This window comes from Actinacidiphila rubida (genome assembly GCF_900110255.1).
GTDB lineage: Bacteria > Actinomycetota > Actinomycetes > Streptomycetales > Streptomycetaceae > Actinacidiphila > Actinacidiphila rubida.
Genome location: NZ_FODD01000023.1, coordinates 40,254 through 54,222 on the forward strand (window position 1 = coordinate 40,254; position 13,969 = coordinate 54,222).

Annotated in this window: 10 protein-coding genes; 9 read left to right on the plus strand and 1 reads right to left on the minus strand. The window is 73.1% G+C overall.

Going from position 1 to position 13,969, the window contains the following annotated elements:
• The first annotated feature begins 85 nt into the window (after positions 1–85).
• Positions 86–1,297, plus strand: a complete 1,212-nt coding sequence (locus BMW99_RS22780; RefSeq protein ID WP_075017434.1) for a cellulose-binding domain-containing protein — start codon at positions 86–88, stop codon at positions 1,295–1,297.
• 75 nt (positions 1,298–1,372) lie between these two features.
• Here BMW99_RS22780 and BMW99_RS22785 read toward each other — a convergent pair whose 3' ends face one another.
• Positions 1,373–2,761, minus strand: a complete 1,389-nt coding sequence (locus BMW99_RS22785; RefSeq protein ID WP_075017435.1) for a cellulose binding domain-containing protein — start codon at positions 2,759–2,761, stop codon at positions 1,373–1,375.
• Positions 2,762–3,011: 250 nt separating this feature from the next.
• Here BMW99_RS22785 and BMW99_RS22790 point away from each other — a divergent pair, with 250 nt between their 5' ends.
• From BMW99_RS22790 to BMW99_RS22825, 8 genes are all read left to right on the plus strand, one after another.
• Positions 3,012–3,842 (plus strand): aldo/keto reductase, encoded by an 831-nt coding sequence (locus BMW99_RS22790; protein WP_069462170.1) that lies wholly within the window; start codon positions 3,012–3,014, stop codon positions 3,840–3,842.
• 79 nt (positions 3,843–3,921) lie between these two features.
• Complete coding sequence (locus tag BMW99_RS22795) at positions 3,922–4,866, plus strand: ketopantoate reductase family protein (RefSeq protein WP_069462164.1); 945 nt, start codon at positions 3,922–3,924, stop codon at positions 4,864–4,866.
• Between the two features lie 36 nt (positions 4,867–4,902).
• Positions 4,903–5,598, plus strand: a complete 696-nt coding sequence (locus BMW99_RS22800) for a CGNR zinc finger domain-containing protein (RefSeq protein WP_079138199.1) — start codon at positions 4,903–4,905, stop codon at positions 5,596–5,598.
• 154 nt (positions 5,599–5,752) lie between these two features.
• Positions 5,753–6,970, plus strand: coding sequence for a GNAT family N-acetyltransferase (locus tag BMW99_RS22805; protein ID WP_069462165.1), 1,218 nt, complete (start codon positions 5,753–5,755; stop codon positions 6,968–6,970).
• 332 nt (positions 6,971–7,302) lie between these two features.
• Positions 7,303–8,388 carry a sugar ABC transporter substrate-binding protein gene (locus tag BMW99_RS22810; protein ID WP_069462166.1) on the plus strand — a complete coding sequence of 362 codons (1,086 nt, stop codon included), beginning with the start codon at positions 7,303–7,305 and terminating at the stop codon, positions 8,386–8,388.
• Positions 8,389–8,781: 393 nt separating this feature from the next.
• Positions 8,782–10,320, plus strand: a complete 1,539-nt coding sequence (locus BMW99_RS22815) for a Re/Si-specific NAD(P)(+) transhydrogenase subunit alpha (RefSeq protein WP_107451447.1) — start codon at positions 8,782–8,784, stop codon at positions 10,318–10,320.
• 9 nt (positions 10,321–10,329) lie between these two features.
• Positions 10,330–11,766: a Re/Si-specific NAD(P)(+) transhydrogenase subunit beta gene (gene pntB / locus BMW99_RS22820; RefSeq protein WP_069462168.1), complete on the plus strand. Its 1,437-nt coding sequence runs from the start codon at positions 10,330–10,332 to the stop codon at positions 11,764–11,766.
• A 282-nt stretch (positions 11,767–12,048) separates the two neighbouring features.
• The gene (locus tag BMW99_RS22825; RefSeq protein ID WP_322899521.1) at positions 12,049–13,857 is read left to right on the plus strand and encodes a glycoside hydrolase family 76 protein; all 1,809 of its coding nucleotides are present in this window, start codon (positions 12,049–12,051) and stop codon (positions 13,855–13,857) included.
• Positions 13,858–13,969: the final 112 nt, after the last annotated feature.

Sequence of the window (13,969 nt, forward strand, 5' to 3'; positions counted from 1 at the left end):
GCCGCCGCCCCCGCGGGCTTTCCAGCGGCGGGTGCCGCTGTGACGATGGGAGCGCTCCCATACCCCCCACCTCCGGAGGAGCGCCATGAGACTTTCCCGACCGCACGGCCTGCTCGCCCGCTTACGGCGCCGGCCCTGGCCGCTCGTCCTGGCGGCGGTCGCCCTGATCGTGCCGGCGGCGCTGGCCGTACCCGCGAGCGGCGCCGCGGCCGGCTGCTCGGTGACCTACACGGACAACCAGTGGAGCGGCGGCTACACCGCGCAGATCCGTGTCACCAACCTCGGCGCACCACTGACCGGCTGGCAGCTGGCCTGGGCCTACGGCGGCGACCAGCAGGTCACCTCGGCGTGGAACGCCCAGGTGACGCAGACCGGCTCCCAGGTCGTCGCGGCGAACCTCGGCTACAACGGCAGCCTGGGCACCGGGGCTTCGGCCGACTTCGGCGTGCAGGGCACCTGGCACGGCTCGGATCCCGCGCCGGCCGCGTTCACCCTCAACGGGACCGCCTGCGACGGCGGCACGACCTCGCCGCCCACCTCGCCGCCGACGACACCCCCGGCCACTCCCCCGACCACTCCCCCGAGTTCGCCGCCGAGTTCGCCGCCGGCCGACTGCGCGGGCGCGGTGATCTGCTCCGGCTTCGAGGACCAGACCGGCACCTCGCCCGGTGGCGACTGGCAGGCCGCGGCGCCGGACTGCCAGGGCACGGGCAGCGTCTCGGTGGACTCCGCCGTCGCCCACTCCGGCACGAAGTCGCTGCGGGTGGACGGCAGGGCGGGCTACTGCAACCACGCGTTCGCGGTGAGCTCGCGGGACCTGTCGGGTGTCGGCCCGGTGGTCTACCTGCGGATTTGGGTCCGGCACACCACGGCGCTGCCCGTCTCGCACGTCGCCTTCGTCTCGATGCCGGACGCCTCGCAGGGCGGCAGGGCCCTGCGGATCGGCGGGCAGAACGGGGCTCTGCAGTGGAACCGGGAGTCCGACGACGCGACGCTGCCGGCGCAGAGCCCGGCCGGCGTGGCGCTCAGCAGCCCGCTGCCCACCGGCCGCTGGGTGTGCCTGCGGTTCGCCGTCGACACCTCGGCGCCGCACGCGGACACCTGGCTCGACGACCAGCAGGTGCCGGGGCTGCACCTGGACGGCGTGCCCACCCAGGACGTCGACCAGCAGTGGCTGAGCAGCACGGTGCCGCCGCGCCCGACGGCACTGCGGCTGGGCTGGGAGAGCTACGCCACCGGTGACGACACGCTGTGGTTCGACGACGTGGCGGTGGGTTCGTCCCCGATCGGCTGCTGAGGCCGCACGCGCACCCGCGGGCCGTGAAGGGGCCCGGACCGCCACCGCGCCGGCGGCGGCCCGGGCCCGTGCGCGTCAGGACGCGGAGCACACCGGCAGGCCGAGATCCTGGCTCGTGCCGGACAGCGTCATGCCGAAGGTGGTCGAACCGCCCGCCGGGACGGTGCCGTTGTAGGCGGCGTTGCGCACGGTGGCCGGCGGGGCCGACGAGTCGACAGCCGCGTTCCAGACGGTCGCGATCGCCGTTCCGGACGGGAGCGCGAGGCGTACCGCCCACGAACCGACCGGCTTCGTCCCGGAGTTGAGCACGGTGACGTCCGCCTGGTACCCGCCGGGCCAGGAGTTGGAGACGTGCACGGTGGCCGTGCAGCCGCCCGTGCCGGGCGGGGTCGTCGGCGGCGTGGTCGGTGGGGTGGTCGGGGGCGTCGTGGGCGGCGTGGTCGGGGGTGTGTCGCCGCCCTGTGTGGTGTACGTGACGGCGGTGTAGGCGGGCCCGCAACTGCCGGAGCACGAGGCGGGCAGCGAGAAGTCGTACTCGCGGCCGCCGAACAGGTAGGCGTCCGAGGCGTCCTTGACGCGGACGGCGAAGTCGGTGCCACCGGAGGAGGTGGGCGCCAGCACGAAAGCCTGGCCCATGTCGCCGTCCATCTGGGCGTCGTGCCAAACGCCGTCGGCCAGGTACTGCACGCCGTGCACCCCGTTGGGCAGGTGGGACACGGAGACGGCGGGCCACCAGCGCTGGGCGCCCTGCAGGAACCCGATCCTGATGTCGCCGGTGTAGCCGGGAGCGGGCACGTAACTCCAGGACACATGGCGGTTGTTCCAGTGGTCGGGCAGGCCCGTGACGGGAACGCCGTCCTGGGTGAAGCGGTTGAGGGACGCGGTGGCGAGGTCCAGGTGGTTCGGGTCGTCGCGGCACCAGGCGTTGGCGTCAGCACAGCTGTCCGCGACGAGCATGGTCAGCGTGGCGCCGTCGTAGGAGTCCGCCGTCCACACGCCGTTGCGGCAGAACGGCTGCCCGGGGGCGCCGTCATTGGTGCCGGTGCAGTAGTCGCCGATGGTGACCCGCACCCATCGGCCGCAGTTGTGCCCGTTGTCCCAGGCGCCGATCCGCGATGCCTGGTCGGGCGGCACCGGGCGCGGGTACGTCGCGTAGTCGCCCGGGGTGTCGAAGACGTTGAGGGCCACGAAGTCCTGGGTCTCCAGCTCGGACTGCGGCATGCCGCAGCCGCCGTAGGGCTGGCCGAGGCCGTCGAAGTGGGTCGCGTTGCCGGTGACGTCGGCGGCAGCCGCGGCCGACTGGCCCCGGGCGGACGCGCGTCCGCCGCCCGGGGTCGCGGCGGGAGCGGGAACCATGGTCAGGGCGCACACCAGCGCGGCGCCGAGGAGCGCGGCGAGGACGGCGGGCAGCGGTCGGGAGGCGCGGCGCGGGGGGCGCGGCGGATGGTGCTCGGTCGGGCTCATGGGGGTCTCCGGAGTGTGGGGGGACGGAGTCCGTGCGGGGGTGCGCGACGGGGACGCACCGAGAATGGGAGCGCTCCCATAGTGCGGGCGGCGGCTGGTGCTGTCCAGCGTCCGGCCGTCACCGGGACCGGGCGTGCCGCCCCGGGCGGTGATCGGCGCGGTCGTAGGCTGGCGGCAAGGCTCCACTCGGCGGCGTGGCCGTCCGGCCAGGACCGCCGAGCCCGACGACGAGGACGTGAGGGTCAACTCCATGCCCGTGGTTCCGGTCCACTCGCTCAACGACGGCACCTCGCTGCCCGGCCTCGGCCTCGGCACCTATCCGGTGTCCGACGCGGAGGCCGAGCGCGCGGTCGCCGAGGCCGTCGGCGCCGGGTACCGGCTGGTGGACACGGCGGTGAACTACCGCAACGAGACCGGCACGGGCCGCGGTGTCGCGCACAGCGGGGTCGGCCGCGAGGAGGTCGTGGTCACCACCAAGCTGCCCGGCCGCGACCACGGCTACGAGGAGACGCTGGCCTCGTTCGAGCAGTCGCGCAAGCGCCTCGGCCTGGACTACGTCGACCTGTACCTGATCCACTGGCCGCTGCCCCGCCTCGACCGCTACGCCGACTCCTGGCGGGCGATGGTCAAACTGCGCGAGGAGGGCCTGGTCCGCTCGATCGGGGTCTCCAACTTCACGGCGGAGCACGTCGACCGGCTGGAGCGGGAGACCGGCGTGCTGCCGTCGGTGAACCAGATCGAGATGCATCCGCTGTTCCCGCAGGAGGAGTTGCGGGAGCAGATGGCCGCCAGGGGCGTGGTGGTGGAGAGCTGGAGCCCGCTGGGCCGGGGCGGCGACCTGCTCGGCGCACCGGCGGTCACCGCGGCAGCGGCGGCCCATGGTCGCACCCCGGGTCAGGTGGTGCTCCGCTGGCACACCCAACTGGGTGTGGTGCCGATCCCCAAGTCCGGTGACCCGGCGCGGCAGCGGGAGAACCTCGACGTCTTCGGCTTCACGCTCGACGCCGAGGAGTTGACCGCGATCTCCGCGCCTCCGCACCGGCGGCTGGGCGGGAATCCCCGCCACCACGAGGAGTTCTGAGCCACCTATGCTGCCCAGGTAACCATCCGAGGGGTTGTCGAGGGGCCCGGGAAGCCCGGGCGAAGGGACAGGGGTCGCCATGCGGATCGCGGTCGTCGGAGCGGGTGGCGTCGGCGGGTACTTCGGAGCGCGGCTGGCAGCCGGAGGGGACGAGGTCACCTTCGTCGCCCGCGGCGCCCACCTGGAGGCGATCCGGGCCGGCGGGCTGACCGTGCGCAGCCCGCTGGGCGACCTGCGGGTGGCGCCCGACGCCGTGGTGCCCACGATCGCGGACGTCGAGGCGGCCGACGTGGTGCTGGTCGCGGTCAAGCTGTGGGACACCGAGGACGTGGCCCGGCAGTTGCGGCCGCTGGCCGAGGGCGGCGCTGCGGTGGTCTCGCTGCAGAACGGGGTGCGCAAGGACGACGTGCTGCGGGCCCATCTGCCGGAGTCGTCGGTGATGGGCGGCGTCTGCTACATCTCGGCCTTCATCGAGGAGCCGGGCGTCGTCCGCCACAACGGGTCCCTGCAGAAGCTGGTGTTCGGCGAGTTCGGGGCGCGCGCCGCCGAACCGTCGCTGCGCGCAGGCGCGTTGCTCGACCGGTGCGCCGCGGCGGGCGTCGAGGCCGAGGTGAGCGCGGACGTCGAGCGGGTGATCTGGGAGAAGTTCGTGTTCCTGGTGGGCCTGTCCGCCGCGACGTCCGCGGTGCGTCAGCCCATCGGGGTGGTGCGGGGCACGCCCGGCTCGCGTGCGCTGCTGCTCGACGTGATGCGGGAGGCGGCCGCGGTCGGCCGGGCCAGGGGCGTGGACCTGGACCCGGGACTCGCGGACGAGCGGCTGGCGTTCTGCGACACCCTGCCGGCGGGCATGGCGGCCTCGATGTTCACCGACCTCAGGCGCGGCAACCGCCTCGAACTGCCGTGGCTCAGCGGCGCGGTGGCCGAGCTCGGCGGCGAGCTGGGCGTGCCGGTGCCGCGCAACCAGGCGGTCGCCGACATCCTCTCCCCGTACGTCATGGGCACCCCGGCCGGCATCGATGCCTAACCGTCCCAGCGGTTATCGCGGTCACGGGTGCGGGAGATGACACCGGCGGAGTCCGCGGTGCCGGCGCCCCGCACGGCCGACGGCGGGTCGCGCCCGGAGGGCACCTCCGGCGGCGCTCCCGAGCGCATCACGGACAGCGCCCCGCGCCCGGCGCCCCGTGTCACCGACCGGGTGCGCGACCTGCGCTTCGACGGCGGCAGCCCGGCCCTCGACCTCGTCGCCACCCTCGGCAGGCGCCACGGGTCCCCGGTCGAGCGCCTGGACGGCCCCGACCGGCTGCGGGCGTGGTGCCACGGCGTCTCGCTGCGGCTGGCGCCCGAGGAGGCCACCGAGGTCCTCCTCGGTGAGCTGCGGCTGCTGCGCGCGGCACTGTACGACGTCGCCCGCACGGACCTGCACGGCACTCCCCCCGCGCTGCCGTCGGTCGCGCTCGTCAACGAGTGCGCGCACCGGGAGCCGCCGGCGCCGCGCCTGGACGCGGGGCCGGACGGCGTGGTGGTGGAGCGGCCGGAGCTGACCGGGCGGCAGCTGCTGTCGGTGCTGGCCCGCGACCTGATCTCCCTGATGGCCGACCCGGAGCGCCGCGCGGGGCTGCGCGAGTGCGGGGCGTCCGAGTGCCGCATGCTCTACCTCGACTCGACACCGGGACGGCGGCGCCGCTGGTGCTCCATGCGGCGCTGCGGCAACAACGCGAAGGCCGCCCGGTACCGCGACCGCGCGGCCGCGGACTGACCGCTCGCCGTCCGGCGCGCGGCGCGGCGCGCGGGCGGCCCGGCGAAGCCACCTGCGGGCCGGGGACGGCGAGGCCGGGAAACCCGGTGGCCGGAGCGCCGGCCGGAGCCCGAGACTGGGGGGTCGCCCGCCGCCTGCCCCGAAGGGACCCGCCATGCAGATCCGCGCCACGCGCGAGGCCGACCGCGAACGTTACGTCACCACGGTGCTCGCCGCGTTCGGCAATACCGCCGAGACCCCCGCGGAGGGCGAGGGGGCCTGGTGGTCGGGCTTCGAGATGGACCGCGGCCTGGTGGCGGAGGGCGACGACGGCCGGATCGTGGCGACGGCCGGCGCGTACACCTTCGAACTCACCATGCCCGGCGGCGCCCTGGTGCCGGTCGCCGGAGTCACGGCGGTCGGCGTACTGCCCTCGCACCGGCGACGCGGCCTCCTCACAGCCCTGATGCACCGGCAGCTGGACGACGTCGTGGCCCGCGGCGAGTGCATGGCCGTACTGCTGTCGTCGGAGTCGGTGATCTACCGGCGGTTCGGCTACGGCCCCGCGACGTTCGCCCAGCGGCTGACGCTGCCGCGGCACCGCGCCCGGCTGTCCGGTCCCGCGCCCACCGGGTCGGTCAGCGTGCTGCAGCGTGCGGAGTGCGGCGACGAGCTCGCGTCCGTCTACGACGCCTACCGGCGTACCCAGCCCGGCGCGCTGTCCCGCCCCGCCGGGTCCTGGCGAACCGGTGCGGGCCAGCCGCCGGTGGCACTCACCAAGCGCCTCATCGCCCTCCACCACGACGAGGAGGGCGTCGCCGACGGGTACGCGAGCTACGTGGTCGGCGCCGTCGACCCGGTGACGGGCGGCCGGACGCTGTCCGTCGACGAGTTGGTCGCCGCGAACCGCGACGCCTACGTGGCGCTGTTCCACTTCCTCACCGGCCACGACCTGGTGAGCGAGGTCGCCCTCAAGTCCCTGCCGCGGCAGAGCTGGCTGCGCTGGCTGCTGGAGGACCACCGGGCGGCGGCGCTGACCCGGGACACCGACTGGCTGTGGGTGCGGGTCCTGGACGTGCCCCGCGCCCTCGCCTCCCGTACGTATCCCGTGGACGGCCGGCTCGTCCTGGAGGTCGCGGACACCGTCCGCACCGAGGTCGCCGGGCGCTACGCGCTGACCGTCGAAGGCGGCACGGCGGTGTGCGAGCGCACCGGCGACGAGCCGGACCTCCGCATGGACGTCAGTGACCTGGGCTCGGTCCTGCTCGGCGGCACGCCGCCCTCGACGCTCGCCGAGGCCGGACGCGTCGGCGCCCGCGACCCGCGTGCCCTGGCCCTCGCGGACGCGGTGTTCCGCAGCGAGCGGACCCCGCACACCGTCCACTGGTTCTGACCCGCGGGAGGTCCGGAGGTCCGGGTCGCACCGCGTGCGGGCCGCGGGTCCGCACGCGGCGGCACCCTTCGGGGACGTCGCACTCCTGGGGACCCCGCCCTCGGGGAACCTCCGACTTTGACCGTATCCCCCGTGCGCCTTTCGGACACCGTGGCGCACTATTTGACGAACCGGCACTCCGGGGCGGGGCAACTCCACCTCGGGAGCGCGTTCGAGTCCGGCAGGAGGCAATTCTCGTGCTGTCGGCTTATTGACGCGCGGGCGGCCGTGCCGATTGACTCGCCGTCACTTGGGCCGTGGTGTTGCGGCCCTGTCCCGGGAGGCAGCGTTCGATGACCGCGTTGAGGCGTCGTGTGATCGTGGGGACGGCCGTGGTGTCGATGGCACTGGCACTGGCCGCGTGCGGCAAGGCCGGCGACAAGAAGTCCGATTCCGCGGGCTCCGGAAAGGCGATCGGCATCCTGCTGCCGGACACGGTCACCGCCCGGTACGAGCGGTTCGACCGACCGCTCATGGAAGCCAAGATCAAGGAGCTGTGCGCGGACTGCACGGTGACCTACGCCAACGCCACCGGTGACGCGTCCAAGCAGGCACAGCAGGTGAACAGCATGATCACCAGGGGTGTCAAGGTGCTCATCCTGGACGCGCAGGACTCGGTCGGCGTCAAGTCCTCGGTACAGGCCGCGGTCGACAAGGGCATCAAGGTGGTGGCCTACGACCGGCTCGCGCAGGGCCCGGTGTCGGCGTACGTGTCGTACGACAACGAGAAGGTCGGTGAGCTGCAGGGCCAGGCGCTGCTGGACGCGCTCGGGGCCAAGGCCACTCCGCAGTCCAAGATCGTGATGATCAACGGCGACGACGCCGACCCGAACGCCGCGCAGTTCAAGGCCGGTGCCCACAAGGTCCTCGACGGCAAGGTCGACATCGCCTACGAGCAGAGCGGCCAGTGGAAGGACACCGTCGCCAACCAGAAGGTGACCGCGGCGATCACCTCCATCGGCGCGAAGAACATCGTCGGCGTGTACTCCGCCAACGACACGATGGCCGGCGGCATCGCCACCGCCCTCAAGGGCGCCGGGCTGCACGTGCCGCTCACCGGGCAGGACGCCGACCTCGCCGCCATCGAGCGCATCCTGGCCGGCAGCCAGTCCGCCACCGTCTACAAGGCGTACAAGCCGGAGGCGGACGCCACCGCCGAGATCGCCGTGGACCTGCTGCAGGGCAAGGCCGTCACGTCCGTGGCCGACACGACCGCGACCAGCGGATCGGGGCAGAACGTGCCGGCCAAGCTGCTCACCGCGGTCTCGGTGACGACGGCCAACATCAAGGACACCGTGGTCAAGGACGGGATGTACACCATCGCGCAGATCTGCACCGCGGAGTTCGCCCAGGCGTGCAAGGCCAACGGTCTGCAGTAGTCCGTTCGGACGCGCCCGACCGAGCGCCGTCCCGCTCGCCGATCCCCGGCCCGGGGTCCGCCACTGCGGCGGACCCCGGGCCTTCGTGCGGCCTCGACCGGGCGATCATGCGCGGATCAGGGCCTGTCGCACGGGCGCCGGAGCCCCATAGGGTGCGGCAGACCACATCCGGGGCTGCTTGTGTGGCGCGGGGCGCTCCTCCACATTCTTGGGGGACGGCCCGCAACCCACCGGCCGCCCCGGATCGTTGTCCCTGCCTGTCGACCACCGATGTCCACCTCCGTTCGTGTCAGCCCACGTCACCCCATGTCAGCCCACTTCTGTTCACGTCTGTTCGTCCTAACGACCGATGTTCCTGTTCGTCGTCCCATCACCAGGTGAGAGGGGATCACGATGTCTGAAGCAGCAGCACAGCAGATCGGCGTCGTCGCGGAGTCCGGAACCGGGGAGACCCGCGTGGCGGCCACGCCGCAGACCGTCAAGCAGCTCCTCGCGCTCGGCTACGAGGTGGTCGTCGAGTCGGGGGCCGGCACGGCCTCCGGTTTCTCCGACGACGCCTACGGCGAGGCCGGCGCCCAAGTGGCCGACGCCTGGCAGGCGGACGTCGTCCTGAAGGTCAACGCGCCCTCGCACGAGGAGATCGCGCGGCTGCGCGAGGGCGCCACCCTGATCGGGCTGATCGGTGCCGGCCAGTCGCCCGAGCTCGTCGAGGAGCTGGCCGCGCGGCCCATCACCGTGCTCGCGATGGACGCGGTGCCGCGTATCTCGCGGGCCCAGTCGATGGACGTCCTCAGCTCGATGGCCAACATCGCCGGGTACCGGGCGGTCATCGAGGCCGCACACGTCTTCGGGCGCTTCTTCACCGGCCAGGTGACGGCGGCCGGCAAGGTACCGCCCGCCAAGGTGCTGGTGGCCGGCGCCGGCGTGGCCGGGCTCGCGGCGATCGGCGCGGCCGGCAGCCTGGGCGCGGTGGTGCGGGCCACCGACCCGCGCCCCGAGGTCGCCGACCAGGTGCGCTCGCTGGGCGGGGAGTTCCTCGCGGTGGAGGTGGCACAGGAGGAGAGCACCGACGGCTACGCCAAGGCGACGTCGGAGGACTACGACCGGCGGGCCGCGGAGATCTACCACGAGCAGGCCGCCGACGTCGATGTCATCATCACCACCGCGCTGATCCCGGGCCGTCCCGCGCCGCGGCTGGTCACGGCCGAGGACGTGGCGGCGATGAAGCCGGGCAGCGTCATCGTCGACATGGCCGCCGCGCAGGGCGGCAACGTGGCGGGCACGGTCGCCGGCCGCGCGGTGGTCACCGAGAACGGCGTCACCATCATCGGCTACACCGACCTGGCCGGCCGGCTGCCGGCCCAGGCGTCGCAGCTGTACGGCACCAACCTCGTCAACCTGCTGAAGCTGCTCACACCGGGCAAGGACGGGCAGCTGGTGCTCGACTTCGACGACGTGGTGCAGCGCTCGGTGACGGTCGTGCGCGACGGCGAGAAGACCTGGCCGCCACCCCCCGTCAAGGTGTCGGCCGCGCCCGCCCCCGCGCTGGCGGCGGCCGCCGCTCCGGCGCCGGAGAAGAAGGGGCTGACCCCGGCCGCCCGGTTCGGGCTGATCGGTGCCGGCATGGCCGCCCTGTTCCTGCTGATCGCCTTCTCCCCGGCCCAACTGGTCGGGAACTTCACGGTCTTCGTGCTGGCCGTGGTCATCGGCTACTACGTCATCGGCAAGGTGCACCACGCCCTGCACACGCCGCTGATGTCGGTGACCAACGCCATCTCGGGCATCGTGATCGTCGGGGCCCTGCTGCAGTTCGGCCACGACCGGGTCGCCGTCTCCGTGCTGGCGTTCGCGGCGATCCTGCTGACCAGCATCAACATCTTCGGCGGTTTCGCCGTCACCCGCCGCATGCTCAGCATGTTCACGAAGGGCTGAGGGGAAGCCATGGACGCAAGCACAGCCATGCAGGCCGCGGACGTCGTCGCCGCGCTGCTGTTCATCCTCAGCCTCGCCGGGCTCTCCCAGCACCGCACCTCGCGGGCCGGGGTGGTGTTCGGCATCTGCGGCATGGCGCTCGCCCTGCTCGCCACCATCGTGTTCGCCGGACGGCACATCTCCGGCGGCGCGGTCCTCCTGATCCTCGTGGCGATGGCGGTCGGCGCCGGGATCGGCCTGTGGCGGGCCCGGGTCGTGGAGATGACCGGGATGCCGGAGCTGATCGCCATGCTGCACAGCTTCGTCGGCCTGTCCGCGGTGCTGGTGGGCTGGAACAGCTACCTGGACGTCGAGGCCCGCGGCTCCGCGCAGACCGAGATCGCCTCGAACCTGCTGCGGATTCACCACGCCGAGGTCTTCATCGGCATCTTCATCGGCGCGGTCACCTTCACCGGGTCCATCATCGCGTTCCTGAAGCTGTCCGCGCGGATCAAGTCGAGCCCGCTGATGCTGCCGGGCAAGAACGCCCTCAACCTGGGTGCCCTGGGGGTGTTCGTCGGGCTGACGGTCTGGTTCGTGGCGAGCCCCGGCCTCGGCCTGATGATCGCCGTGACGCTGGTCGCGCTGGCCCTGGGCTGGCACCTGGTCGCCTCGATCGGCGGCGGCGACATGCCGGTCGTGGTCTCGATGCTCAACAGCTACTCGGGCTGGGCGGCCGCGGCCGCCGGGTTCCTGCTCGACAACAACCTGCTGATCGTCACCGGCGCGCTCGTCGGCTCCTCCGGTGCGTACCTGTCGTACATCATGTGCAAGGCGATGAACCGCTCGTTCGTCTCGGTCATCGCCGGCGGCTTCGGCATCGAGGCGCCTTCCGGCGGGGACGGGGAGACCGGGGAGCACCGGGAGACGACCGCCGAGGAGGCGGCCGAACTGCTGGAGAGCGCCACCTCGGTGATCATCACGCCCGGGTACGGGATGGCGGTGGCGCAGGCCCAGCATCCGGTGGCGGAGCTGACCCGGGTGCTGCGGGAGCGGGGCGTCGACGTCAGGTTCGGCGTGCACCCGGTGGCGGGGCGGCTGCCGGGCCACATGAACGTGCTGCTGGCCGAGGCCAACGTGCCGTACGACGTGGTGCTGGAGATGGACGAGATCAACGAGGACTTCGCCGCCACGTCGGTGGTGCTGGTCATCGGCGCCAACGACACGGTCAACCCGGCCGCGATGGACGACCCGGGCAGCCCGATCGCCGGCATGCCGGTGCTGCGGGTGTGGGAGTCCGAGACGGTCATCGTCTTCAAGCGGTCGATGGCGTCCGGCTACGCCGGCGTCCAGAACCCGCTGTTCTTCCGGGACAACAGCCGGATGCTGTTCGGCGACGCCAAGCAGAGCGTCGAGGGCATCCTGCGGGCGCTGCACCTGCCCGAGAAGAGCCTGGCCTCCTCCTGAGGTCCCGCCGCCCGCGCCCCGGACCGGTCCGCCGACCGCTGTCCGGGGCGCGGCGCTTCCCCCGCCGGGGGGGCGTTCCGCACCCCTGAGCAAAGTCTTGACTGAACATGACAACGGTGTCTCAATGTGCCGTACAACGTTGGAAAGCAACGGAGTTGACGGCCTGAAGGGGGCACCGTGCGGATACCGGCGTTACGGCGGACTGCAGCGTCACGGACCCGATCGTCCTCGTTACCGCCGGCGGCGCTGTGGTGCGCGCTGCTGACGGCCCTGCTCCTGCTGGTGGCGCCGGCGCCCCGCGCCGCGGCCTCCGGGCCCGCCGCCGGGGCGGCCCCGCAGGCTTCGGCCACGGTGTGCGCGCTGGCCTGCGACACCCTCGATCCCTCGAAGGCGGCCCAGGAGACCTTCCCGGTGCCGAACGTGGTGGTCAACGGGCGCGTCGTCGAGCTGCACGTGGACGACGTGACGGGAATGGCCTGGGCGAGCATCGACGACGGCCTGCTCAACGACTCGGTGTGGCTGGACCGCTCCTGGGACGGCGGCGCCACCTGGGACGGCCTGCTCGGGAAGGCGTGGATCCCGTCGACGTGGACCGGGACCCGCACCCTGATGTACAACCTCTACGACCCGTCGAACCACCGCCGTGCCGTGCTGCGCGCCTGCGGCGACGGCGCGGGCGTCAGCTGCACGCAGTGGGCTCACCTGAAGGTCTGCGCGGCGGCGTGCGACGGGGCCGGCACGGCCGGCGGCGACAGCCAGCCGGTCGCCCCCACCACGCTGAGCGGCCGGACCATCGCCCTGCACACCGACTCCTCGGGCATGGCGTGGGCGACGATCGCCGCGGGCAGGGCCGGCGACGAGGTGTGGCTCGACCGGTCCTGGGACAGCGGCGCCGACTGGCCGGACGGCTCCTCGCTGGGCCGCACCAGCGTGCCGTCCGGCGGCAGTGCGACCGCCACTGCGAGGATCAACACCGACGACCCGCTGGGCAGGTTGTACGGAGGCGCGGTGCGGGCCTGCGGCCGCGCCGTCGAGGGGCAGAACGGCAGCTGCACCGCCTGGGCCCGGCCCGCGGTGAGCCGTCCCGCGGCCGCCGCGGACGCCCTGATGTACTCCTACGACCCGAACACCGCCTACTGGCCGTCCAGTTGGTGGAACTCGGCGGTCGCGCTCGCCACCGTCGTGGACTACATGCGGCAGACCGGCGACACGCGGTACTCCTGGATCGTCGACCGCACCTACCAGGTCGACCGGGTGGCCTTCCCGGCCGGCGCCCGCAGCTCCGACCCGATCGAGGGCGACTTCATCAGCCGCGCCACCGACGACTCCGAGTGGTGGGCGCTGGCCTGGCTCGACGCCTACGACCTCACCCATGACGCGCGCTACCTCGACGAGGCCGTCACCATCGCGAACTACGTCAACGGTCTGTGGGACACCAGCACCTGCGGCGGCGGGGTGTGGTGGGACCGGGAGCGGACGTACAAGAACGCGGTCACCAACGGGCTGTGGGTGCGGCTGACGGCCGAGCTGCACAACCGGATGAGCGGCGACACGCTGTGGCTGGGCCGGGCGACGACCGCCTGGAACTGGTTCACGTCCAGCGGCCTGATCAACTCCTCCGGCCTGGTCAACGACGGCCTGACGGGGTCGTGCGCCAACAACGGCCAGACCGTGTGGAGCTACAACCAGGGGCTGGCCATCGGCGCGGGCGTGGAGATCTGGCGCGCCACGGGCGACGCGGGGGCACTGGCCACCGCCAGGCGGCTGGCCGACGCCGCCGTCGCCTCCCCCGCGCTGGTCACCAACGGCGTGCTCACCGAGCCCTGCGACACCGCTACCTCCGGCTGCGACGACAACGGCAAGCAGTTCAAGGGCGTCTTCATGCGGTACCTGCAGGACCTGGACGCGGTGACCGGCAACGCCTACCACTCCTTCGCGACCACCCAGGCGAACTCGCTGTGGAACGCCGACCGCGACAGCCTCGACCGGTTCGGCGAGCGCTGGGCGGGCGGCGGGACGTCGTCGGCGCCGAACGTCAGCGACTGGCGGACCGAGGCGTCCGCCCTCAGCGCCCTCCTGGCCGCCGGGTAACCGGTCCCCGTCCGGCGCACCGGGCCGGCCGCTCCCCCGCGGGCGGCCGGCCCGTCCCCGCGCACCACCCCTCTCCCCGCACGGGCCGGGCACCGCAGGGGAAACCGGGTCG

Excerpts from the sequence above, each read along its gene's own strand:
- BMW99_RS22780 (WP_075017434.1), top strand. The coding sequence starts at position 86 with ATGAGACTTTCCCGACCGCACGGCCTGCTCGCCCGCTTACGGCGCCGG.
- BMW99_RS22785 (WP_075017435.1), bottom strand. The coding sequence starts at position 2,761 with ATGAGCCCGACCGAGCACCATCCGCCGCGCCCCCCGCGCCGCGCCTCC.
- BMW99_RS22790 (WP_069462170.1), top strand. The coding sequence starts at position 3,012 with ATGCCCGTGGTTCCGGTCCACTCGCTCAACGACGGCACCTCGCTGCCC.
- BMW99_RS22795 (WP_069462164.1), top strand. The coding sequence starts at position 3,922 with ATGCGGATCGCGGTCGTCGGAGCGGGTGGCGTCGGCGGGTACTTCGGA.
- BMW99_RS22800 (WP_079138199.1), top strand. The coding sequence starts at position 4,903 with ATGACACCGGCGGAGTCCGCGGTGCCGGCGCCCCGCACGGCCGACGGC.
- BMW99_RS22805 (WP_069462165.1), top strand. The coding sequence starts at position 5,753 with ATGCAGATCCGCGCCACGCGCGAGGCCGACCGCGAACGTTACGTCACC.
- BMW99_RS22810 (WP_069462166.1), top strand. The coding sequence starts at position 7,303 with ATGACCGCGTTGAGGCGTCGTGTGATCGTGGGGACGGCCGTGGTGTCG.
- BMW99_RS22815 (WP_107451447.1), top strand. The coding sequence starts at position 8,782 with ATGTCTGAAGCAGCAGCACAGCAGATCGGCGTCGTCGCGGAGTCCGGA.
- pntB (WP_069462168.1), top strand. The coding sequence starts at position 10,330 with ATGGACGCAAGCACAGCCATGCAGGCCGCGGACGTCGTCGCCGCGCTG.